The 21,834-nt window shown below is 65.0% G+C and carries 17 protein-coding genes and 1 tRNA gene; 13 read left to right on the top strand and 5 right to left on the bottom strand.

Annotation, left to right across the window (positions count from 1 at the left end):
* Position 1 precedes the first annotated feature (1 nt).
* The 7 genes from EYF70_RS01475 (at position 2) to EYF70_RS01445 (ending at position 7,849) form a co-directional block, all read left to right on the top strand.
* Entirely contained in the window at positions 2–415 is a 414-nt protein-coding gene (locus tag EYF70_RS01475) for a response regulator (protein ID WP_229420657.1), read from the top strand.
* Positions 416–757: 342 nt separating this feature from the next.
* Positions 758–1,084 (top strand): thioredoxin TrxA, encoded by a 327-nt coding sequence (trxA, locus tag EYF70_RS01470; protein WP_107140476.1) that lies wholly within the window; start codon positions 758–760, stop codon positions 1,082–1,084.
* A 132-nt stretch (positions 1,085–1,216) separates the two neighbouring features.
* On the top strand, positions 1,217–2,479 hold the full coding sequence (gene rho / locus EYF70_RS01465) for a transcription termination factor Rho (protein ID WP_130187463.1): 1,263 nt from the start codon (positions 1,217–1,219) through the stop codon (positions 2,477–2,479).
* Positions 2,480–2,684: 205 nt separating this feature from the next.
* Positions 2,685–2,954 (top strand): type B 50S ribosomal protein L31, encoded by a 270-nt coding sequence (locus tag EYF70_RS01460; protein ID WP_131143808.1) that lies wholly within the window; start codon positions 2,685–2,687, stop codon positions 2,952–2,954.
* A 90-nt stretch (positions 2,955–3,044) separates the two neighbouring features.
* The gene (locus tag EYF70_RS01455) at positions 3,045–4,754 is read left to right on the top strand and encodes an ArnT family glycosyltransferase (RefSeq protein WP_131143807.1); all 1,710 of its coding nucleotides are present in this window, start codon (positions 3,045–3,047) and stop codon (positions 4,752–4,754) included.
* 5 nt (positions 4,755–4,759) lie between these two features.
* Positions 4,760–5,611, top strand: a complete 852-nt coding sequence (locus EYF70_RS01450; protein WP_229420656.1) for a substrate-binding periplasmic protein — start codon at positions 4,760–4,762, stop codon at positions 5,609–5,611.
* A gap of 321 nt (positions 5,612–5,932) precedes the next feature.
* Positions 5,933–7,849: an AAA family ATPase gene (locus EYF70_RS01445; RefSeq protein ID WP_131143806.1), complete on the top strand. Its 1,917-nt coding sequence runs from the start codon at positions 5,933–5,935 to the stop codon at positions 7,847–7,849.
* Between the two features lie 67 nt (positions 7,850–7,916).
* On the opposite strand, the gene EYF70_RS01440 is transcribed toward EYF70_RS01445, so the two are convergent.
* A complete protein-coding gene (locus EYF70_RS01440) occupies positions 7,917–8,372 on the bottom strand; it encodes a hypothetical protein (RefSeq protein ID WP_131143805.1) in 456 nt (151 codons plus the stop codon).
* A 460-nt stretch (positions 8,373–8,832) separates the two neighbouring features.
* On the opposite strand from EYF70_RS01440, the gene EYF70_RS01435 reads away from it, so the two are divergent.
* The 6 genes from EYF70_RS01435 (at position 8,833) to EYF70_RS01410 (ending at position 15,938) form a co-directional block, all read left to right on the top strand.
* Positions 8,833–9,501, top strand: coding sequence for a PEP-CTERM sorting domain-containing protein (locus EYF70_RS01435; protein WP_218943747.1), 669 nt, complete (start codon positions 8,833–8,835; stop codon positions 9,499–9,501).
* Positions 9,502–10,500: 999 nt separating this feature from the next.
* Positions 10,501–11,028, top strand: coding sequence for a sigma-70 family RNA polymerase sigma factor (locus tag EYF70_RS01430; protein WP_131143804.1), 528 nt, complete (start codon positions 10,501–10,503; stop codon positions 11,026–11,028).
* Complete coding sequence (locus EYF70_RS01425) at positions 11,001–11,996, top strand: FecR domain-containing protein (RefSeq protein WP_229420655.1); 996 nt, start codon at positions 11,001–11,003, stop codon at positions 11,994–11,996. The genes EYF70_RS01430 and EYF70_RS01425 overlap by 28 nt, the downstream gene beginning before the upstream one ends.
* 104 nt (positions 11,997–12,100) lie before the next feature.
* Positions 12,101–14,545, top strand: a complete 2,445-nt coding sequence (locus tag EYF70_RS01420; protein WP_131143803.1) for a TonB-dependent siderophore receptor — start codon at positions 12,101–12,103, stop codon at positions 14,543–14,545.
* Positions 14,545–15,762, top strand: a complete 1,218-nt coding sequence (locus EYF70_RS01415) for a PepSY-associated TM helix domain-containing protein (RefSeq protein ID WP_229420970.1) — start codon at positions 14,545–14,547, stop codon at positions 15,760–15,762. The genes EYF70_RS01420 and EYF70_RS01415 overlap by 1 nt, the downstream gene beginning before the upstream one ends.
* Before the next feature lie 91 nt (positions 15,763–15,853).
* Positions 15,854–15,938 (top strand) — tRNA-Leu (locus EYF70_RS01410).
* A 192-nt stretch (positions 15,939–16,130) separates the two neighbouring features.
* On the opposite strand, the gene EYF70_RS01405 is transcribed toward EYF70_RS01410, so the two are convergent.
* From EYF70_RS01405 to EYF70_RS01390, 4 genes are all read right to left on the bottom strand, one after another.
* Positions 16,131–16,823 (bottom strand): hypothetical protein, encoded by a 693-nt coding sequence (locus EYF70_RS01405; protein ID WP_131143801.1) that lies wholly within the window; start codon positions 16,821–16,823, stop codon positions 16,131–16,133.
* 13 nt (positions 16,824–16,836) lie between these two features.
* Positions 16,837–17,853 (bottom strand): 8-oxoguanine DNA glycosylase OGG fold protein, encoded by a 1,017-nt coding sequence (locus EYF70_RS01400; protein WP_131143800.1) that lies wholly within the window; start codon positions 17,851–17,853, stop codon positions 16,837–16,839.
* A gap of 91 nt (positions 17,854–17,944) precedes the next feature.
* Positions 17,945–18,358, bottom strand: coding sequence for a hypothetical protein (locus tag EYF70_RS01395; protein ID WP_131143799.1), 414 nt, complete (start codon positions 18,356–18,358; stop codon positions 17,945–17,947).
* 205 nt (positions 18,359–18,563) lie between these two features.
* On the bottom strand, positions 18,564–21,650 hold the full coding sequence (locus EYF70_RS01390) for a S8 family serine peptidase (protein WP_165497545.1): 3,087 nt from the start codon (positions 21,648–21,650) through the stop codon (positions 18,564–18,566).
* Positions 21,651–21,834 lie beyond the last annotated feature (184 nt).

Below are 21,834 nucleotides of genomic sequence, written 5' to 3'. Positions count from 1 at the left end.
CATGAACCACCCGCTGCGCATCCTGCTGCTGGACGATGACGTCTTCATGCTGGAACTGCTGACGGAAATGATCGGTAGCCTGGGTTATCCCCACGTGCACGCCGACACCGACGCCCGCAGCGCGCTGAAGGCGCTGCCGACATTCCGGCCGGACCTGCTGATCTGCGACCTGTCGCTGCCGGAAATGGATGGCATCGAGTTCCTGCGCACCGTGGCCGAGAAGGGTTTCACGGGCAGCGTGGTGCTGCTTTCCGGCATGGACAGCGGCATCCTGCGCGCGGCGCGCACGCTGGCGACGGCCCAGGGACTGACGATCCTGGGCGCCTTCAGCAAGCCGCTGGCGCGCACCGCGCTGGCCGAGCTGCTGGCGGCGGCCGGCGCCAGGTCCGCACCGCTACACGGCGACAGAAAATAGGTTATTATTTGATCCATCCCCGCTTGATTCCCTCTTGCAAGTCTCGTTATCCGACTTGGCTGAAGCGCAGTTGATACTCGTTGATACTTTTTCGTTGGTACTTTCGCTGGTACTTTCGCTGGTACTTTCGTTGATACGCGGTTGATACGCGGTTGATACTGAGCAGATATTCGATCGATGCTTTTGATCGATGCCTCGATCGATGCTGTGATTGATAATGTGACTTGACATTGAATTGTTGCGCGACGGCTCCATCTCCCTGTCAATGGGCTGGTGGGTCTCAAGGCTGAGGCACCGGGCGCGCCAGGCGAACTTAATCTGATCCCGAAAGGGGAAAACAACATGAGCGAAAATATCAAACACATTACCGACGCGTCGTTCGAAGCCGACGTGCTGAAATCCGACCGCCCCGTGCTGGTGGACTTCTGGGCCGAGTGGTGCGGTCCGTGCAAGAGCATTGCACCGATCCTGGAAGAAGTGGCCAAGGAATATGACGGCAAGCTGACCATCGCCAAGCTGGACGTGGACGCGAACCAGACCGTGCCGGGCAAGTTCGGCATCCGCGGCATTCCCACGCTGATCCTGTTCAAGAACGGCGTGCCGGCTGCCCAGAAAGTGGGCGCGATGGCAAAAGGCCAGCTGACCTCTTTCATCGACAGCAATATTTGAGTAATATAGGTGGTGCTGCGCCCGCAGCACCACCTGCCTGGCCGGGTCCGAGGCATCCGCCCCCCGAGAATATAGAGTCCACGCAGTTCCCTCCCCTACCTTACTTTCCCGTCACGGGACACTCAAACACCTATGCATCTATCTGAATTAAAGGCCTTGCACGTTTCGGCGCTGCTGGAAATGGCCATCAGTCTGGATATCGACAATGCGGCCCGCCTGCGCAAGCAGGAGCTCATGTTCGCGATCCTGAAGAAGCGCGCCAAGTCCGGCGAGCAGATCTTCGGCGATGGCGCCCTGGAAGTGCTGCCGGACGGTTTCGGCTTCCTGCGTTCGCCAGACGCCAGCTACATGGCGTCCACCGACGACATCTATATCTCGCCGTCGCAGATCCGGCGCTTCAACCTGCATACCGGTGACTCGATCGAGGGCGAAGTGCGCACGCCGAAAGATGGCGAACGCTATTTCGCGCTGGTCAAGGTGGACAAGGTCAACGGCGAATCGCCGGAAGCCTCGAAGCACCGCATCCTGTTTGAGAACCTGACGCCGCTGCACCCGAACGAGCCGCTGCGCCTGGAGCGCGAGATGAACGGCGCCGAGAACATCACCGGCCGCATCGTCGACCTGATCGCGCCGATCGGCAAGGGCCAGCGCGGCCTGCTGGTGGCGTCGCCGAAGTCCGGCAAGTCCGTGATGCTGCAGCATATCGCGCACGCCATCACGGCCAACCACCCGGACGTGACGCTGATCGTGCTGCTGATCGACGAACGCCCGGAAGAAGTGACGGAAATGCAGCGCTCGGTGCGCGGCGAAGTCGTCGCCTCCACCTTCGACGAACCGGCCACCCGCCACGTGCAGGTTGCCGAGATGGTCATGGAAAAGGCCAAGCGCCTGGTCGAGATGAAGAAGGACGTGGTCATCCTGCTGGACTCGATCACCCGCCTGGCCCGCGCCTACAACACCGTGATCCCCGCTTCGGGCAAGGTGCTGACCGGCGGCGTGGACGCCAACGCGCTGCAGCGCCCGAAACGCTTCTTCGGCGCCGCCCGCAATATCGAAGAAGGCGGCTCGCTGACGATCATCGCCACCGCGCTGATCGAAACCGGCTCGCGCATGGATGACGTGATCTACGAGGAATTCAAGGGCACCGGCAACATGGAAGTGCACCTGGAGCGCCGCCTGGCCGAGAAGCGCGTCTACCCGGCGATCAACCTGAACAAATCCGGCACCCGCCGCGAGGAACTGCTGATCAAGCCGAACGAGCTGCAGAAGATCTGGATCCTGCGCAAGCTGCTGTACTCGATGGACGAGATCGAAGCGATGGAGTTCATCCTCGACAAGATGCGCGCCACGAAGACCAATACCGAGTTCTTCGACATGATGCGGCGCGGCGGCTAACGAAAAAGTTGCCGCAAAAATGGGGACGTACCCCATTTTCCGGGAAACATTTCCTGGAAAATGGGGTCCGTCCCCATTTCTTTTACTGCGTTTGGTGTATAATTTTCGGCTGTTTTTAACCCCGGCAAGTGGGCGGCAATCGGGTCGAGAAGCTGTTGGACCGCCGAAGTGCTGTTTGGCTACCAAACTTTAGAGAGTAAGCACCATGAAACAAGATACCCATCCGGATTACCGCGAAGTCGTCTTCCACGACCTGTCCTGCGACTTCAAGTTCGTGACCCGTTCCACGATCCAGACCCGCGACAAGATCACCCTCGACGGCAAGGAATACCCGCTGGTCAAGATCGAAGTCTCGTCGGAATCGCACCCGTTCTTCACGGGCCAGCACAAGATCGTCGACACCGCCGGTCGCGTGGAAAAGTTCCGCCAGAAGTTCGGCAAGGTCGGTTCCAAGACCGCCGTCTCGCAGGGCTAATCGCCTCGTGCGCGAAAAAAGGCAGCTGCGGCTGCCTTTTTTTATTGTTATCGCCGATACTCCTGTTTCCAACGTCAGCAATACCGATTAATGAAGCCAGTCCGCCTTCCCGCCTCTGCCGTCCTCGCCCTGCCCCGCTGGGCCCTGATCGCCCTGGCCATGCTGTACATCCTGCCGGGCGTGATCGGACGGGAACCGTGGAAGAACGACGATGCCGCCAGCTTCGGGATCATGTGGACGATGGCGCACGGCACCTGGCAGGACTGGCTGTGGCCGAACATCGCCGGCATGTCGATGCCGGAAGAAGGCCCGCTGATGTTCTGGCTGGGCGCGCTGTGCATCAAGCTGTTCGGCGGCCTGTTCGGCGATGTGCTGGCGGCCCGCATCGCCACCATCGGGGTATTCCTGCTGGGCGCGCTGTCGCTGTGGTATGCCACGTTCAACCTGGGCCGGCGCCCCGAGGCGCAGCCGCTGAAGCTGGCCTTCGGCGGCCAGCCCGAGCCGGACGACTTCGGCCGCACGCTGGCCGATGCCGCGCTGCTGATCTATCTCGGCTGCCTGGGCTTCCTGCAGCACGGCCATGAAACCACGGCCGAGCCGCTGCTGACGGCGCTGCTCGCACTCACGCTGTACCGCTCGATACGCTACATGGAAAAGCCGTGCTGGCGCAATGCCGCGCTGATCGGCCTGGCGCTGGGCCTGATGACGCTGACCCGCGGCTGGGTGCCGCCCGCTTTCGTGCTGGTGGCCCTGTTCATCTGCACGCGCTTCCTGGCGATCCCGGCCGGCAAGGCGCTGCCGCACCTGCTGGCCTCGCTCGGCGTAGCGTGCGCCGTCACGCTGCCGTGGCTGGTCCCGGCGTTTGCCGCGCGGCCTTATGGCCAGGCGCCGCTGGTGGCCTGGAATACGTGGAACATGGCCCAGCTGGCGCTGCCGAGCCTGCGCCCGCTGCAGATCTTCTTCCGCGACGGCGTGTGGTTCTTCTGGCCCGCCTGGCCGTTCGCCCTGTGGGCTGCCTACGCGTGGCGCCGGCAGAACGACCTGCTGCACATCGTGGTGCCGACCACCTTCGTCACCGTGTCGATGATCATGCTGCTGATGCACCCGGCGCCGGAACATGCCCAATTGCTGATGCTGGTGCCGCCGCTGGCCATCATGGCCGCGTTCGGCCTGCTGACGGTGCAGCGTGGCGCGATCAACGCGATCGACTGGTTTTCCGTGATGGTGCTGACGCTGTGCGCGGCCGTGCTGTGGCTGTTCTGGTATGCCCAGCTGACGGGCTGGCCGCCGAAGCCCGCCCGCAACGTGCTGCGCCTGGTGCCGGGCTATGTGCCGGAAGTGAACTGGCTGGCGCTGATCGTGGCGGCCGCCGCCACCCTCGGGTGGTTCCTGCTGGTGCACTGGCGCGTGTCGCGCCGGCCGTCGGTCCTGTGGCGCGCCGTGGTGCTGTCCTCGGGCGGCGTGATCCTGATCTGGATCCTGTGGATGACGCTGTTCCTGCCGCTCACCAACTATAACAAGAGCTATGCCACGGTGGCACGCCAGGCCGCGGCCGTACTGCCGCCCGATACCGATTGCGTGACCAGCAATGCCGGCCCGGCCCAGCGCGCCTCGTTCGCCTACTTCGGCAAGCTGCCGTTCAACAGCGTGGACCACGCGCAATGCCGCGTGCTGCTGTGGCAGGACTACACGCGCGGCGTGCGGCGCGACCCGCCCGGCAACTGGACGCTGCTGTGGGAAGGCCGCCGCGTCAGCGAGCGCAGCGAGCGTTTCCGGCTGTTCCGCCGCGCCGTGCCGTGACCGGCATGCGCATCACGCTGGCAGGTGCCGCGCTGGCCGCCGCCGGCACCTTCAGCCTCGCCTTTGCCCTCGGCCAGCCGGCCATGGCGGCCGCCAAGTCCTCCGCCGCCGCACCGGATGCCTGGCCGCGCCTCGCCATCACGGGCGAGCATACGCCGCCCACCAGCATGCTGGTCGACGGCAAGCCCGCCGGGCGCCAGACCGACAAGGTGCGCGAAATGCTCGAGCGGGTCGGCGTGCCGCACACCATCGACTTGCTGCCCTGGAAACGCGCCTACATGAAGGCGCAGCGCAATCCGCTGACCTGCGTGTATTCCACCACCCGCACCGCCGAGCGCGAAGCCGGCTTCAAGTGGGTAGGCCCGATCGTGCAATCGGACTGGGTGCTGATGGCGCGTGCCGACCGTCCGCTGCGGCTGCGCACACTGGAAGATGCGCGCCCCCTGCGCATCGGCACCTACGCCGGCGACGCGCGCGACGAGTTCCTGCGCAGCCGCGGCTTCACCGTGGAGGCCGTACAGGACGATGCCGTCAATCCGGAAAAACTGCTGCTGAACCGGATCGACCTGTGGGCCGTGGCATCGCGGCCGGAACTGGACACCATGCGGCGGCTGGGCCGCGATGGCCAACTGGTGCCGGTACTGGTGTTCAACCGCGTGGGCCTGTACCTGGCGTGCCACCCCAGCGTGCCGGACCGGCTGGTGGCGCGCATGAACGCCATGCTCGACACGATGCGCCGTGACGGTTCGCTGAACCGTATCGACCGCCGCTACGATGGACGAACCGGCAACGACAGGCGCGCGGGTAAAAACAGCGGACAAAACACAGAGAAAAACGCAGGGAAACAGCCTTTGTAAATCAGGCTAGACAGACCGGAATCAGCCGTTGCCTTGCTGTTGCATCTGGGGATTTTTTCTTCAGGAAACTAAAGACAAAGCTTGTGGAGCCCGGTATAGTCCACATATACGCTACGTTGCCGCTCGGCATTAAAGACCGCTCACAGGTCATCAGATACAAGCTGCCGCCCAGGCAGCGCCCGTGCCCCGCCCAACGACACCTCCGGCAGTGCCCCATTCGCGTGCCGGATTTCCAGCTGGTGCTGATGTGCCCCACAACCGCATATCGAGCCCCGGCGAACGACAATCATCCGTGTATCAGTAACAGTCGAGTCTGCCTACATGTTCAATCTCTATAAACTTCAGCTTGCGCTCAAGAACACCTGGGTGCGCCTCGCCCTCGTCGTGCTGGCTGTCGCGGCCGTCGTTTTCGCCGTCATTCGCACCGAAGTCGTGCAAGACACGAGCCCGGTCGTCCGTTCGCAGAACATTTCGGAAATCACCGCCCTGGTGGGCCAGCGTGCGCGGCTCGATTACCTGCTGATCGCCCGTCCGCTGTCGGATTCGCCGCGTTATATCTACAAATTCAAGGATTCTTCCCAGCTGCACGTGGTGAAGGTGCCCAGCACCTCCCACCTGAGCCTGGAGCGCGAAGTGCTGCTGCGTAACGGCCTGCCGTACGCGATCGCCAAGGAAGACTACCTGTCCAAGCACAAGGCCGTGCTGCTGGACGATGGCGGCACGATGGCGGGCGTGACGGCTTTCGTGCAACGCCACGCATTCGACATCTTCCTCGTGGTACTGCTGCTGTTCGTGCTGAAGTTCGGCATTCCCGGCATGGGTGGCGCTTCCGCGTCCGTGATCACTCCGGACAAGCTGAAGGGTTCGATGGACGACCTGATCGGCATGGAAGACATCAAGCAGGAAGTGCTGCACCTGGAAGACATGATCCGCAACCGCGCCGTCTACAAGCAGCACAACATCGACAAGCCGTTCAACGTGATGCTGACGGGCCCTGCCGGTACCGGCAAGACCAAGCTGGCCGGCTACCTGGCCAAGCGCCTGGGCTACCCGCTGATCTCGGCTTCCGGCTCGGCGCTGGAATCGGGCTACATCGGTGGCGGCTCCAAGTCGCTGAACGCGCTGTACCGCAAGGCTGCCGCCCGCGGCAACTGCATCATCTTCCTCGACGAAGCGCAGGCGCTGTTCATGCCCCGCGGCCGCGGCGAGAAGAAGTGGGAAGACGATACCGCCAATACCCTGCTGGGCCTGCTGGACGGCGTGAAGAGCGACGAAGGCAAGGGCGTGATCTGGGTGGTGGCGTCGAACTTCGACGACAACAATTCGCAGATGGATGAAGCGATGCTGCGCCGCTTCTCCGTGAAGATCAACTTCCGCCTGCCGAACAAGCAGGAACGCAAAGAACTGCTGAGCTCGTTCCTGAAGCGCAAGGAAGACGGCCTGGTGGACTGGAACGACATGAACCTGGACCAGATCGCCGAGATTACCCAGAACCTGTCGCCGGCCCTGCTGGAAACCGTGGTCGACCGCGCTTCGCTGCTGTCGATCCAGGACAAGACGGTGATCAATACCGACCTGATGTTCCGCGCCTTCGAGCGTGCCACGATCGGCCTGACCGACCGCGCCACCACGGCCGAGAAGACCCGCCAGCGCGAGCGGATTGCCTTGCACGAACTGGGTCACTTCTTCATGCAGATCGATCCCTACCTGCGTGCCGGCCTGACGCTGGACGAAGTGAAAGAAAAATCGCACCTGCTGAAGATCAGCACGGAATCGGTCTCGAAGCTGAACGCGCTGGGCTATGTACTGTCCGCCGGTGACGACATGTCGCTGCGCACGCTGGAAGAACTGGAACGCGACGTGATGCAGCTGTACGGCGGCGTCGCGGCGGAAGAGCTGTTCTACGGCGCCCGCGGCATCTCGGTGGGCAGCCAGAACGATATCCAGAAAGCGACCTCGATGCTGCACACGATGGTCAACAGCCTGTCGATGTATTCCCGTTCCAAGCTGGACTACAGCCAGTTCAAGAACGAGATGAGCGGCGAGCACACGCTGGTGCAGGTGGAAGCCAAGGCCGACGAGCTGTACAGCGAAACGCTGAAATCGATCGGCGATTACCGCGACGTGATGGAATCGCTGAAGGACGTGCTGATGGAACGCTACGTGCTCACCAAGGACGACGTGTTCAAGCTGCTGCATGAACGCCTCGATCCGGTACCGCTGCGCCTGGCAGCCTGAGACCGGCACCTCGCCCCATGACAAAAGGCCCGCTGATGCGGGCCTTTTGCCGTTGATGCTCATCGCATCAGCGGCGCGCGATCATCTGCACATTGGTCAGGTTGGCGGCCACGCGGGCAGCCGGCAGCCGCTCGAAACCGTTGATGGTGACTTCATCGCCGTGGTCGCGGAAGCTCAGCTCGGCACCGCTGTCTGTCACGAAGGCGCCGGGGCCTATCGCACGCAGCCGGGTGGACACCATGCGCTGGGCGGTGCCGTCGGCGCGTTGCTGCGAGCGATACGAGTCTTTCAGTTGCACGAAATAGTGATTGCCGCGCTGGGTGAACTGGGCCACCTGGCCGTTGCTCAGCACGTAGGTATTGGCGAACTCGTCGAACTCGCCGATCCCGAGCGTGTACGACTGGCGCGGCGCGGTGACGGCGACGCTGGCCTGGTCCGGCTGGGCCGGCGCTTGTGCCTGGGCCGAGAATGGTGCCAGGATGCTGAGGGCGAGTGCTGCTGCGCCGATAAACGATTTGTTCATGTGAATCTCCGAAGTGGTTTGCCAGGTGGTCACCGCCTCTTCTGTAATGTGCGGCGACATATGCAAGGTAACAAAGACAACTTCGGGAGGGCAGCGAGAAGCGATGAAACGTCGAATATGCGGGATGAAACGCATTCGCCCCCGTCTGGAACGGCTTTCATCCAGGCACCATGTCGGGCTAACTTGACGCGAACTGCGCAGTGACCATTCCGCTCCGCCGCACGGTCGGGATTGCGCACCAGGTCGCTGCAAAGCGGCTCGGATCGTGCGTAGAACCGCCTTTTCCGGCTCGGCGGCGGTCCGTGCGCACCTGCTCTACAGCGGCGCCCTCGCGCTCCCCCCCACAAAAATGACTCTTGGTAAGTTTTGTTTTGGTAGCGTGACAATTGGCGAGAATGATTGCATTAATTACATGCTATTCTGCCAACTTACCCATCCACTCAATTACTCAGGAAGAGTCATGTTGAACAAGAATAAGGTCACGCTGGCGTTGGCATCGGCAATGTTTGCAGGCAGTGCATTCGCAGCACCCGTGGTACTGGATTTCGAAGGTATCGGCACTCAGGCGCAGATCCTGGATTTCTACAATGGCGGCACGGATAGCGAAGGGAACAGCGGCACCAATTACGGCATTTCCTTCGGTCCCGACGCGCTGGGCCTGGTCGACGAGGACGCGGGCGGCACCGGCAATATCGCCAATGAACCTTCCGGCGAAACCGTGATGTTCTTCCTGACCGGCAGCGCCATCCTGAACAATGCCGCGGGATTCGACACCGGCTTCTCGTTCTATTATTCGGCGGCGTACTCCGCCAGCGTGGACGTGTATTCCGGCTTGAACGCGACCGGCACCCTGCTGGGCACGATCCACCTGTCGGCGCAGCACACCAGCAATTGCGTGGGCGATCCGTACGGCCAGTATTGTAACTACACGGCGGCTGGCTTGAGCTTCGACGGTGAAGCCCGTTCGATCGATTTTTCCGGCACCGCCAACTACGTCGTTTTCGACAATATCACCTTCGGCGCGGCGACCCCGCCTCCTCCGGTACCTGAACCCGGCACGTACGCCATGCTGGGCCTGGGCCTGGCCGGCATGGCCGCGTACCGCCGCCTGGCGAACCGCAAGGCTTGATCGTCGATGGTATTTTGCCGGGCCGCTGCAACGCGTTGAACGCTTGCGCATGCATGTCGAATCATGGACCGGCGCTGTTTTACAAGCGCCTGGATGATTGACATTACGGCTTCAAGCGTTTGATTCCCGTATTCGCGCGAAAATACGTGAAAGCGGGTTTCATTGGAATGATGGGCAACCGGAACAAGGTCGCCCATCAGTGCGTCTACCAGTCCAGGGGCCCGGTCGGGTCAGGATCCCGGATTAAATAGCAGGTAAGTATCTCGTCGGGATAAGACTGGAAATTGCTTGCCTTGTGTTTGCGGTATGCCAGCTCATCAGCGTAGCCAGTTATATCCCAGCCTTTGTCAGGTTCCTCGGTCGCGTCATGAGTCAACAACAGCACGGAATAGCGGCATTGAGGTGCCGAGCGCATCAGCCGAAATGTCGTACGCCCCTCCCCACGCTCGATAATTCGATAGGGCATCGACTTGCATTGACTGAATGGGGTCAGCCAGGCAATACGCTTGTCGGTGATAGTGAGCGTTCCATAGCAGGCGCGGCCGGTTCCAAGGTACCGGCTGGTCGGGGGCTTTGCTGAAGCTGCCGTAACAGTCAGGCAAACGCTGACGATGCAGAGGCTCAGGATGCGCCTTTTTTTCGATGCACATGGCATGTTGTGTCTCACACGGCAGTCATTATCGTTTCCTGTCATAGCGCATATCCTGTTTGCCTGTTCATTGCGCTGTTCGATACTTCCTTGTCCAAGATGTCTCCTGCCGGTGTAGCGAGAGAGACATCGTAGAACTGGATAACAGACACAATAGTGCGCTATCGCAATAATTTACTGTACGTCGGCAGCACGCCGACGGCAGGGCACCCCATCGGCCCCAAGTGTTCGCAAGTAATGCAGGTGATGGAATCGCCGCACGTGCAGCTTGCCAAAATATAGTTAATGAGATTCATTCTCATCTATAATAAGCTACCAACTTCCGCTCACCGCCAACACCGACGACACCCATGCCGGCCGCTTCTTCCCCCCACGCGCCTGCCGGACTGCCCGCACAGGTGCAGCAGCTGTATGCCGGGCACCACCAGTGGCTGCTCGGCTGGCTGTCGCGCAAGCTCGGCTGCACCTTTCATGCCGCCGACCTGGCGCACGACACGTTCGTGCGCCTGCTGTCCAGCGAGCGAGCGGTGGCGATCGACGAGCCGCGCGCCTTCCTCACCACGGTGGCGAAGCGGCTGCTGCTGAACCACTACCGGCGCGAACAGATCGAACGGGCTTACCTGGACACCCTGGCCGCCCTGCCCGAAGCGCTCGCCCCCTCGCCGGAAGAGCGCGCGATGGTGCTGGAAGCGCTGTGCGCGATCGACCGGTTGCTGGACGGCCTGCCGGCACCGGTCCGGCAGGCGTTCCTGTATGCGCAGCTGGAGGGCATGCCCCAGGCCGATATCGCCCAGCGCCTGGACGTGTCGCAGACAACGGTCAAGCGCTACCTGGTGCGCGCGATGACGCAGTGCTACTTCGCCGGCGCGGCCAACTGATGGCGCTGGACATTCCCGTTCCGCCCCAGGTCGCGCCGGCAATTGCCCGCCGTGCGGTCGAGTGGCTGGTCGAACTGCAGGCCGGCACGCCCAGCGCCGACCTGCGCGACGCCTGGCAACGCTGGCGCGCCGCCCACCCCGACCATGAGCGGGCATGGCGCCATGTCGAGAGCGCCCATGCGCACTGGCAGGGCGTGGCATCGCCGATGGCGTCCGCGACGGCCCAGGCGGTGCTGGCCAAGCCCGGCTCGCCAGGGCGCAGGCACGCCGTCAAGACACTGGCGCTGCTGGTCTTCACCGGCAGCGGGCTGGCCACCGGTGCGGCGACGGCACCGTGGGACAACTGGCTGGCGGACGAGCGCACCGGCATCGGCGAACGCCGCACGCTGCGGCTGGCGGAGGGCAGCGCGGTCACCCTGAACGGCGACAGTGCGCTCGACATCGACAGCCACCTGCACCGCCTGCGCCTGGCCGCCGGCGAAATCCTGGTATCGATGCCCGGCGCGCGTACGCTGCCGCTCACCGTGGAAACCGCGCACGGCACGCTGCGCGCCCTCGGTGCCCGTTTCGCGGTGCGCCTGCTGGCCAACGCCTCGCGCATCGCGGTGTTCGATGGCACGGTCGACCTGTTCGCGGCGGACGGAGCGCACATGCGGCTGCATGCCGGCCAGGGCACCAGGATCGGTCCCGGCGGTATCGCAAGGCCCGTCGCGGCGGACGAAGCCCTGACCGCATGGGCCGACGGCATGCTGATCGGCGGCCACATGCGGCTGGACGAATTTCTTGCCGAGCTGGCGCGCTACCGGCGCGGCACCATCCATTGCGACCCGGCCGTGGCAGGCCTGCGCGTGGCCGGCACCTTCCCACTGGCCGACACCGACCGGGTGCTGCGCGCCATCGCCGGGGTACTGCCCATCGAGGTCGTTCATTTCACGCGCTACTACGTCATGGTGCGTCCGCGCCAATGATGTCCGGCGCCGCCGCGAAAAAATAATTCCCGGAAGGTGGTCTGTCTGGCCGGCTCGCGTGTCAAGGGTATGAATACCCCTGTTTACTTCCACCCGAGAACACCATGCATGACTATTCCCCGCCGGCGCGCGCGCGCCTGCACCTGACCACGCTGGCGCATGCGCTGGCCCTTGCCTTGCCAGTCCTTGCCTTGCTTGCACCCGCTTGTGGCGCGCTGGCTGCCGGAGCGCCCGCCACCGCGGAAACGCGGCGCCAATACGACCTGCCCGCCGGTCCACTCGATCCCGCGCTGAACCGCCTTGGTCGCGAAACCGGCATCCTGCTTGCCTACCCCGCCGACCTGACCACCGGCCTGAACACCGAGGGCGTGCGCGGCGCCTACACCGTGGCCGAGGCACTGGCCAGGCTGCTGCGCGGTACCGGCATCGTGGCGGTGGCGGGAGCGGACGGGGGCTACACGCTGATCCGGCAGTCCACCGCCGGCAGCGTGCAGGAAGGCGGCGCATCGCGCGTCATGCCCAGCGTGATCGTCGACGGCCTGCGCGAAACGGCGGACGGCCCCGGCACCGGCTATGTGGCGCGGCGCAGCGCCGGCGCCACCAAGTTCGACGTGCCCGTCACCGAAATCCCGCAATCGATCTCGATCGTCACGGCTGACCAGCTGGCCACGCTGAAGCCGGTCAGCCTCGGCGAAGCGATGGCGTATACGCCGGGCATCGTCGTCGATCCCGGCTACACCAATTCCTTCGACGTGTTCTACAGCCGCGGCTTTCGCCTGTCCGACACCAGCGGCGGGATCTATCGGGACGGCCTGAAATTCGGCGGCGCCGGCTGGGCCTCGGGCCAGCAGGAGGTGTATGGCCTGGAGCGGCTGGAACTGATCAAGGGCGCCGCGTCGGTGCTGTATGGCGCGGCCGCCCCGGGCGGCGTGCTCAATACCGTGACCAAGCGGCCCACGGCCGACATGGTCAACGAAGTGCGTGGCTCGGCTGGCTCGCGGGGCCGGCGCGAGGCGGCCGCCGATCTCGGTGGCGCGATCGGCCCGGCGTGGAGCTGGCGCGTCACGGCGCTGGCGCGCAACGACGACACCCAGGTCGACCATGTGCCCAACAACGGCCGCTATTTCGCGCCGGCCGTGAAATGGCAGCCGTCGGCCGCCACCTCGCTGACGCTGCTGGCCCATGTGCACGACCGCCGCACCGCCTACCAGTATTCGCTGCCCGCCGAGGGCACCCTGATCGCCTCGCCGTACGGCAGGCTGCCGCGCGGCCGCTTCGTCGGCGAGCCGGAGTTCGACCGCCAGGATGCGCGGCAGTACGGCGCCGCCCTGCTGTTCGAGCACGCCTTTTCGGACAGTACGCGGCTGCGCCACGCCACGCGCTACCTGAAATCGGAGAACCACGTGCAGTTCATCGGCCTGGACGGCGCGCTGGCCGACGATCCACGCCGGCAGGCACGCACCGCCTACGACGAGTGGGAGCGCACGCGCGGCATTTCCAGCGATACCTCGATCGAACAGCGCTGGCAGGGCCTGGGCATGACACACACGCTGCTCGCCGGTTTCGACTACGCGCGCCACAAGCCGGAAAGCCAGTGGTCGCTGGCGGCGGTGGCGCCGCTCGACCTGTTCGCGCCGGTGTATGGCGCGCGGCCGGAAGCCATGACGCTGGTGCCTTCCTACAGCACGCGCGCGATCGCCACCCGCAAGGGCCTGTACGTGCAGGACCAGGCCAAGCTGGGCGAGCGCTGGGTATTCCTGCTGGGTGCGCGGCACGACTGGGCCAGCGATGCCCGCTCCCCGCTCGGCGGCACGCCGCGCTGGTCGACCGAACGCACCGAGGCGACCACGGGCCGCGCGGGCGCAGTGTACCAGGCCGGCAACGGCTTCGCGCCGTTCGCCAGTTTCAGCCAGTCGTTCGAGCCGCAGGCAGGCGTCGACGTCGCGGGCAACCGCTTCAAGCCGACCCGCGGCGAACAGGCGGAACTGGGGCTGCGCTGGGAAGTGCCGTCCACCGGCGTGCTGCTGTCGGCCACGGTCTATACACTCACGCAGCAGAACGTGATGACCAGCGATCCGCGCATGCCGGCGGTCCGCATGCAGACGGGCGAAGTGAAGTCCGAGGGCGCGGAGTTCGAGGCGAAAGGCCGCGTCGCCAGGCACGTCGACCTGATCGCTTCCTATGCCTATACGAACGCCCGCACCACGCGCAGCCTGCGGCCCACCGATATCGGCCTGCGCCAGCCTTCGGTGCCGCGCCAGCAGGCCGCCCTGTGGAGCGACGTGGCACTCGCCGCATTCGGCTGGCCGCAGTTGCGGGCCGGCCTGGGCGTGCGCCATACCGGATCGATGAGTGATGTGCAGGGTACCAACGCGCGCGTGCCATCGACCACCACGGTCGATGCGCTGCTCGCGTGGGAAACCGGCCAGTGGCGCACCGCCCTCAATTTCTCCAACCTGACCGACCGCGAATCGCTCACCTGCAGCTACGCAAGTTGCCTGTACGGTGAAGGACGGCGCGTCACGGCCACCATCGGCTACCTCTGGTGATGCGCGCCGCGCTGGTCCTCGCCCACCGCTACGTGGGGCTCCTGCTGGCGGGATTCCTGCTGCTGGCGGGCGTGACCGGCAGCGTGCTGGCCTGGTACGAAGAGCTGGACGCGGCGGTCAATCCCCGCCTGTTCCACGTGGCGCCGCCCGCCGATGGCGCGGTGCCGCCCGATCCGCTGCGGCTGCGCGAACTGGTCGCCGAAGCCCTGCCGGCGGCCCGCGTGGATTTCGTGCCGCTGCTGCGCAGGCAGGGCGAGGCGGTGTTCTTCCTCGTCGCGCCGAAGCCTGGCGCGGCGCTGGAGAACGACCAGGTCTTCGTGAATCCCCATTCAGGCGAACTGCTGGGTGGCAGGCGCTGGGGCGATATCGGCCAGGGCAGCACGAACCTGCTGCCTTTCATCTACCGGCTGCATTATTCGCTGGCCCTGGATACGGCAGGCACCACGCTGCTGGGCATCGTCGCGCTGCTGTGGGCGATCGATTGCTGGGTCGGTGCCGCGCTGACGTTTCCCGCCCGCCGGCACCGTTCCGGCAAGCCCTGGCTGGCACGCTGGTGGCCGGCCTGGCAGGTGCGCCGCGGCACCAGCGCCTACAAGCTGCAGGTCGACCTGCACCGCGCCGGCGGCCTCTGGCCGTGGGCGATGCTGTTCATCATCGCCTGGAGCAGTGTCGGGTTCAACCTCCAGGTCGTCTACGACCCGGTCATGCGCGCCATGTTCGCGCACCAGCCGGCGGAAGAACTGCTGCCGCGCCGCGCCACGCCGCAGGCGCAACCGGGCATGAGCTGGGAAGCCGCCTTGGCCAACGGCCGCCGCCTGATGCGCGACGCGGCGGCCGCGCGCGGTGCCACGGTGCTGGAAGAAACGCTGCTGCGCTACGACCCGGGAACCGCCACGTTCCGCTACGTGGTGAAGAGCAGTGCCGATATCCGCGACCGCTATGGCAGCACCGCCGTGGTGTTCGATGCGAACACCGGCGAGCCCCGCTTCCACTGGTGGCCGACAGGCGGCGCCGCCGGCGATACCATCAGGACGTGGATCACCAGCCTGCATCTCGCGGCGCTGTGGGGCATGCCGTTCAAGGCGTTCATGTGCGTGCTGGGGCTCGCGGTCGCGGTACTCTCCGTGACCGGCGTGGTCATCTGGCAGCGCAAACGGCAGGGGCGGCGCGCCACGCAGGCCAGGCCCACGCCGCCGGGCATCAGCAATGCTCACTGACCGCGCCGATCGTTATCACATCGGCAAGACGCCGGCGGCGGCGTGCAGGGTTGCTCCTGCTGGGCAAATCAGTGATAATGCACGGCGCGTTGCCGGGATGGCGGAATAGGTAGACGCACGGGACTCAAAATCCCGCGCCGCAAGGCGTACCGGTTCGATTCCGGTTCCCGGCACCACAACACTTCTTGGCGCGGCCGCATTCAGCATCTTCGCTGCCAGATCAATGGCTTTCACCCAAGCCGCCTGCTCCACTCCTCCATGAATATCGTATTCCCGCGTACGCGCCCGATGCGCGGCCTGCGATTGCGGCTATAGCCAGCGCGGATGCCCGGGCGTGAAATACTGCCCGCCCGGCGTGCGCGGCTGCATCAATGGTATTCCGCCTGCTCCTCGAAGACCGCGGCGCTGACATTTTTCGCCTTGTGGCCCTGGCCGGACGGCTGCACCACGAATTGCAGTGAATCTTCCAGCGCTACCGGATCTTCTTTCTCGTCTTTGCCGATATAGGTGGTCGGCGAGAATGGCGCGATCGCGCCGCCGAAACATTTGACCATTTTTTCTGTCGTGAAGTCCGCGGGCTTGAGCCGGCTGGCAGCCGCCAGGATGGCGCAGTCGATCATCGTACCAGTCAGCCAGCCGACGGAACTCGCATAGCCGGCGCACCAGCGTATCGCGCTTTGCTCGATACCGGCTTCGAGCGTGAATGACCGGCTACCGGTGAAGCAGCTGCCGAGCACGACCCCGGTAATGTTGAAATCCTGGGATTTCAATGAAATCAAGGCGAACAGCGCATGGAGTTTCACATTACCGGCCGACTTGCTGTCGCCATGCGCGGCGATATACACGATCGCGTTTCGATAGCGGGTCTTGCACAGGCAGTCGAGTGCCTTGTCGAAGCTGGACTCATCATAGAAGTTGGCGTGGAAAACCTCGGTATCGCCCGCGTACTTGGCGACGCCTTCGACGAACGGCAGCACGCTGCTCCGGTTCGCGTCACTTCCGTCGAGTTCCCACGGGCTTTCAAATACGAGGATGGCCCTGCTGGCATGGGGTTTTTTCATTCTTGCCTGTCGGTCAGTTGGGAAATTTCAGGTAGCGCCCCTGGTGCTCCGCGTGGCCCAGGATGACCAGGACAGGCGCCAGGTAGGAAGTGATCCGGACCATGGTGACATGCTGTTCCAGCCAGGCCCGCAAGCTGTGGGGGCCGGTCGTCAGCGGGACTTCGCAGCCCCGGAACGCGGCTTTCAGGGCCGCCACCTGGTCGCTGCTGATGGTGCATTCGCCCTGGCGGCCAAAGCGCAGCGTGATCGCCCCCGCGCCCGAGACGCGGTACGAGAACTGGGAGCGCCTGGCCCATGTGAGCTCGACGGTAAAGCCCCGGGCATGCAGCCACCTGTCATCTGCCACGCCGGCTGGAGCGGATGGTGCGGCCTTCACCGCAGGGCCGAGGCGCTGTCCTTCACGGAACAGGGCGTATTCGATGACGTCAGGCGTGCAATGCAGTGCACGCGCGGCCTGCGCCGTGCAGGCGACGAACCGCCCATACGACGCGCTCTGCTGGCCTGCACCGTATGCCGGCCAGGGCCCGTATTCGTCGAAGGCGTGGTGATGCAATGCACGCATCACCATCTGGTCATAGATCAGCAGCGGTCCTTCGGCCGATTCCAGGCCTGCAAAATAAAGGATTTTTGACAGGGTGGACAGGCCAAGATGGGGAATCGCAAACGCGTCCACCACGCGGCTGGCCGGCCATTGCCGGCCCAGGCACTGGATCAGCGTTGTCGTGATCAGCTCCGCGTTATCGAACACGGCCGCCAGGGGTTTGCGGTTGCCCTGCCCGGCGACGCCGCGCGGATAGCCCCACACCGGCACCAGGGCCACGCCGCCTGGGCCGCCCAGGCGCTGCACGACAGTGCGCACGTCGCTGCGTGACAACGTAAATCCCGCATCGATCTGCGCCTGGCCATAGCCCGCGGCGCTGAGCAGGCCAGGCAGATTCGGGAAGGCGGCCCAGTTCTTCGGCATGTAGCGAAATGCCTGGCTGCTTACCTCCTCCGCGGCCACGCCTTTTACGAGCTCTTGTAATGTCATCGATCGTTTTCCATGGAAGTGGCCACAGCCGCCTGGTTCGCGCCGGATACCTGTGCCGCTGGCACGGCAGCGATTGCTGGCTGGATCGCCATCAAAATCCCTCAGCCCAGCGTTCCCAGAAGCCTGGCTCGTCGTGTTCCGCATTGTTCATGGCATGCTCGAGCGGCATGGCATAGAAGCGCACGCCGGCATGGCGCATGCTGCCATCCGGATGTTCCAGGTAATCGCGCAGCACGCGATAGCCGGCCAGCGACTCGTCGTAGGGAATGTGGAGATAGACTTGGCCGAGATACGGCGCCATGACCCGCGGATCGGCAAACGGACCGCACCGGGTCCAGGGCACGCCATGCGCATCGAGCCAGGCAAGGATGGCAGCGCGTGTGGCGTCGTCCTCGAAGCGGTAGTGCCTCCACTCGGCGCGGGGCCGGGGATGGAATTCCAGGTAGAGCACCGCGCGCTGTTCCCTGCGCGCGATCGCATCGATGTGTTCAACCAGTCCAGGCATGCATGAATCCGCCGCAGCGGGTGCGAGTCAAAATGCCATGCTACCAAAGAAATTGCTAATGGGAAATATATTTCCCTATCAAAGTTTTTCCCGGCCCATCTGGATGGGTCCGCTTCCGGCCCGGCCCCGCCAGCTATCTGCTGCGGCCAGGAGCGCGATGGACCGCCGTCCCGGCACTGGCGGTCTTCAACCGGGATCGATCATCCTAGCGCTCGGCCCGCATCCGCTTGAAGGCCCCCGTCGGTACTTCCCGCGGCACGTCCCGCGTATCGATGTCGAGCTGCGTGACGGTGCCGGCGCCCGTGGCCGGGTTCAGCAGGTGCACGCCGCCGAGGTAGTGCTTGCCCTGCTCCAGGCCGGTCCAGCTGACGCCCACCTGGTACGAGCCGCCCTGCGCCACGGCGGCCGGCAGCGCCAGCTTGACGCTGCCCCTGGTATCCCTGGGAATCGCCGTGGCATACGACAGCGTGAAACTGGTGCTGCTGCCGTTCTTGAGCTGGTAACCCAGCACGCAGATCTTCGCCACGCCCATGCCGGGCTTGACCAGAGTGACGCTCTCGTTCGAATCGGCGTGGCCGCTGTAGCCGACCAGCTGGTTGTACTGGTCCAGCACGGCCAGGTCCAGGTCGTTGTCGGCGCCGCCTTCGGTGTCCCGGTTGGAGATCTCGAACCGCGCGATGACGGTATTGTTCGGGATGCCGATCGACACCGCCTTCACGCCCGCGCCGCGGGCCTTGCAGGCATTCGCCACATCGTCCATCGATTCGATCGAGCCGGCGGGTGCCTGCGTCACGGTCTGCGCCAGGCGCGTGTATTCGCGCATGCCGCCCCGCTCCGCCGTCATGACACCATCGAAGCCGGCCTGCACGTCGATCTGGCGGCTGCCGCTGGTGCTGGTGGCGGAGACCACCGCCGGGGCTTCCACGCCACTGTTATAGCGCGCCTGCAACGGGCTGCGCACCTTGCGCTCGCCATCCTCCCACACCAGTTCGCCCAGTTTCCATGCGCCGTGCGCGGCATCGGTGCGCGCCAGGCTGACGGTGTAGCTGCGGGTCTCGCCCGGCGCAAGCTGCAGCGTGGCCGGCGTGACCGTCACATCGAAACCATCGAGGCTGGTGCTGGCGTTGTAGAGCGCCGTCGTGTCGCCGACGTTGGTGACACGGCGGGTGATGGTCTGGTTGCCGACGACGCCGGGCAGCGCGATGGAGGCCAGGTTCAGCGCATGGCCGGGCAGGCTGCCCTGCCCGCAATCGACGGTTTCGCCGCTGGCGCCGCACACATAGCGCTGGTATTCGGCCGGGGTGATGTCATACACCAGGCCGGGATCGGCGGAGACATTCGGCACCACCAGGCCGGCTCCCTGGCCCCACGGCAGCGTGCCGTCCATGTCGCCTTCGAGCGATGTCGGCAGCACGGTGCGGGCGCTGGTCATCAGCGCCGACTTGATGGCGGACGGCGACCAGCCGGCATGCCGCTGCTTCAGCAGCGCGGCGATGCCGGCCACGTGCGGCGTGGCCATCGAGGTGCCGGACATGTACATCGACAGGCTGTGGGCCCGCCCGGTGCCGGCCACGACGGCGCCGCGTTGCGCGGGGCTCAGGCTGGGCGAGATGCCGGCCAGGATATCGACGCCGGGGGCGGTCATGTCGGGTTTCATCACGCCGGGATCGAAGACGTTCGGGCCGCGCGAGGAAAAGTCGGCCAGCGCCGGGCCGTACATCGGCGTCAGCTCGCTGGCCGACAGCGCGGCGCGGGCGCCGGCCGTGCCCGCGTAGGCGTAGATCGCTTCGCCGTCCGCCTGGCCGACATAGATGGTGGGCAGGCTGTACAGGCTGAGCGTGGGACCGGAACCGTTGTCCAGCAAGATCACGCCCGCGCCGCCAGCGGCCTTCACCACGTCGACCTGCCGGGCCGGCTCGATGAAGCCGCGCGAGCACGCCACGATCTTGCCGGCCACCTTGGCCGGGTCGAGCTGGACGGCACCGGCTTCCTCCGCGCCGAAGCACTGCTGCGCAAACGAGCTGTCGCCGCCCGCCACGACGGCGGCACCAGCGCGGATCACCGGCATCGCGGGCAGCGCCCTGGCGTTGAGCGAGCTGCCGTGGAAGACCTGGCCGTTGGCCAGCGTGACCGCGGCGGTGTGCGTCCGGTCGTGGGTGGCGGCGGCCACCGTGGCGAGCCACGGGCCCATATGGTTGACGGTATTGCCGGGACCGTAGTTGCCGCCGGCGGCGGCCACGAATACGCCGGCCGTCACCGCATGGCGGAACGCCTGTTCGACCGGTTCCAGCGGGCTCAGGCCGCCTGTGATCGAGTAGTTCAGCACATCGACACCATCCGTCACCGCGGCCTCGATGGCCGCGATGCTGTCGCTGTCGTAGCACGTGTTGCCCACCTCGGCGTTGGCCGGCCGGAAGCTCCAGCACACCTTGTATGCGGCGATGCGCGCACGCGGCGCGATACCGCTGCGCAGGGCCAGCATGTCTCCGTTCGGTGCGAGGGCCGGCACGTTGGCGTTGCCGGCCGCCGTGGTCGACGTGTGGGTGCCATGCCCGCCCATGCCGGCCGGTCCGCCCAGCGAATCGCGCGGCGACTGGAATTCGGTCCAGTGCAGCGCATTGCCGCTGGCCCGGAACCCCGCGTCGAAGTAACGCGCACCGATCAGCTTGTTGTTGCACTGCTCTTCCGTGAAGCCTTCGCCGGCCTGGCAGGCGCCTTTCCAGCGAGCGGGCGGCGCACCGTATGCAAGGGTGGCGCCGCCGTCGAAGGTGGGCCGGCCCTTACTGTCGATCCGGTCGGCGTACGACAGGTTTTCCGGCCACACTCCGGTGTCGATCACGCCGACGATGATGTCTTCGCCCGCCTGTTCGCTGCCGCCGAGCTGTTCCCACAGGCCGCCCGGCTGGTCGAGGCCGAGGAAGGCCGGGGTGTAGTTGGTGATCACGCGCTGGCGCTGGTCGGGCACGATGCGCAGCGTCTTGCCGCTGGCTTTCAGCGTGCGCACTTCGGCTTCGGTGAGGCGCGCGGCAAAGCCATTGAACACCACCTGGTATTGGTGCGTGATCGCGGCGGCCGGCAAGAGCGCCTTGACCTGGTCCTGCCTGCCGCTGAGGTAGCCCTGGTACTGGCGAGCGGGTGTACTCGACACATCGAGCCGCTGGCCGGTGGCGACCATGGTCGCGCGCAAGCCACTGATGTCGCCGCGATAACTGGCCACCGGCGGTTCGGCCAGCTGGACGATGTAGGCCCGGCGCAGGTCGGCGGCATGGGCCGCATGGAGGCAGGCCAGCACTGGTAGCGCTCCCATCAACAGCCGTAAAAATCGGTGATTCCGAACCCTGGATTTCGTCATTGCAGCACCCTCCCCGTGTGGTTTGCGTTACTTCCTGACCAATAGTCGACAGGCGAATATAGCAACCTCGCCGGCAGGAAGGTATGGAATTTTTGACAAAAAAAACTCGGCGTTAACAAATTCC

The organism is Pseudoduganella albidiflava (assembly GCF_004322755.1).
Taxonomy (GTDB): domain Bacteria; phylum Pseudomonadota; class Gammaproteobacteria; order Burkholderiales; family Burkholderiaceae_D; genus Rugamonas; species Rugamonas albidiflava.
This window is presented reverse-complemented; position numbering and strand designations above follow the sequence as displayed.

What these genes read in the sequence shown, in the direction of transcription:
- EYF70_RS01455 (WP_131143807.1), top strand. Translation starts at nt 3,045, where the DNA reads ATGAAGCCAGTCCGCCTTCCCGCCTCTGCCGTCCTCGCCCTGCCCCGC.
- EYF70_RS01460 (WP_131143808.1), top strand. Translation starts at nt 2,685, where the DNA reads ATGAAACAAGATACCCATCCGGATTACCGCGAAGTCGTCTTCCACGAC.
- EYF70_RS01415 (WP_229420970.1), top strand. Translation starts at nt 14,545, where the DNA reads ATGCGCGCCGCGCTGGTCCTCGCCCACCGCTACGTGGGGCTCCTGCTG.
- EYF70_RS01475 (WP_229420657.1), top strand. Translation starts at nt 2, where the DNA reads ATGAACCACCCGCTGCGCATCCTGCTGCTGGACGATGACGTCTTCATG.
- EYF70_RS01435 (WP_218943747.1), top strand. Translation starts at nt 8,833, where the DNA reads ATGTTGAACAAGAATAAGGTCACGCTGGCGTTGGCATCGGCAATGTTT.
- trxA (WP_107140476.1), top strand. Translation starts at nt 758, where the DNA reads ATGAGCGAAAATATCAAACACATTACCGACGCGTCGTTCGAAGCCGAC.
- EYF70_RS01405 (WP_131143801.1), bottom strand. Translation starts at nt 16,823, where the DNA reads ATGAAAAAACCCCATGCCAGCAGGGCCATCCTCGTATTTGAAAGCCCG.
- EYF70_RS01395 (WP_131143799.1), bottom strand. Translation starts at nt 18,358, where the DNA reads ATGCCTGGACTGGTTGAACACATCGATGCGATCGCGCGCAGGGAACAG.
- rho (WP_130187463.1), top strand. Translation starts at nt 1,217, where the DNA reads ATGCATCTATCTGAATTAAAGGCCTTGCACGTTTCGGCGCTGCTGGAA.
- EYF70_RS01445 (WP_131143806.1), top strand. Translation starts at nt 5,933, where the DNA reads ATGTTCAATCTCTATAAACTTCAGCTTGCGCTCAAGAACACCTGGGTG.
- EYF70_RS01440 (WP_131143805.1), bottom strand. Translation starts at nt 8,372, where the DNA reads ATGAACAAATCGTTTATCGGCGCAGCAGCACTCGCCCTCAGCATCCTG.
- EYF70_RS01450 (WP_229420656.1), top strand. Translation starts at nt 4,760, where the DNA reads ATGCGCATCACGCTGGCAGGTGCCGCGCTGGCCGCCGCCGGCACCTTC.
- EYF70_RS01400 (WP_131143800.1), bottom strand. Translation starts at nt 17,853, where the DNA reads ATGACATTACAAGAGCTCGTAAAAGGCGTGGCCGCGGAGGAGGTAAGC.
- EYF70_RS01420 (WP_131143803.1), top strand. Translation starts at nt 12,101, where the DNA reads ATGCATGACTATTCCCCGCCGGCGCGCGCGCGCCTGCACCTGACCACG.
- EYF70_RS01430 (WP_131143804.1), top strand. Translation starts at nt 10,501, where the DNA reads ATGCCGGCCGCTTCTTCCCCCCACGCGCCTGCCGGACTGCCCGCACAG.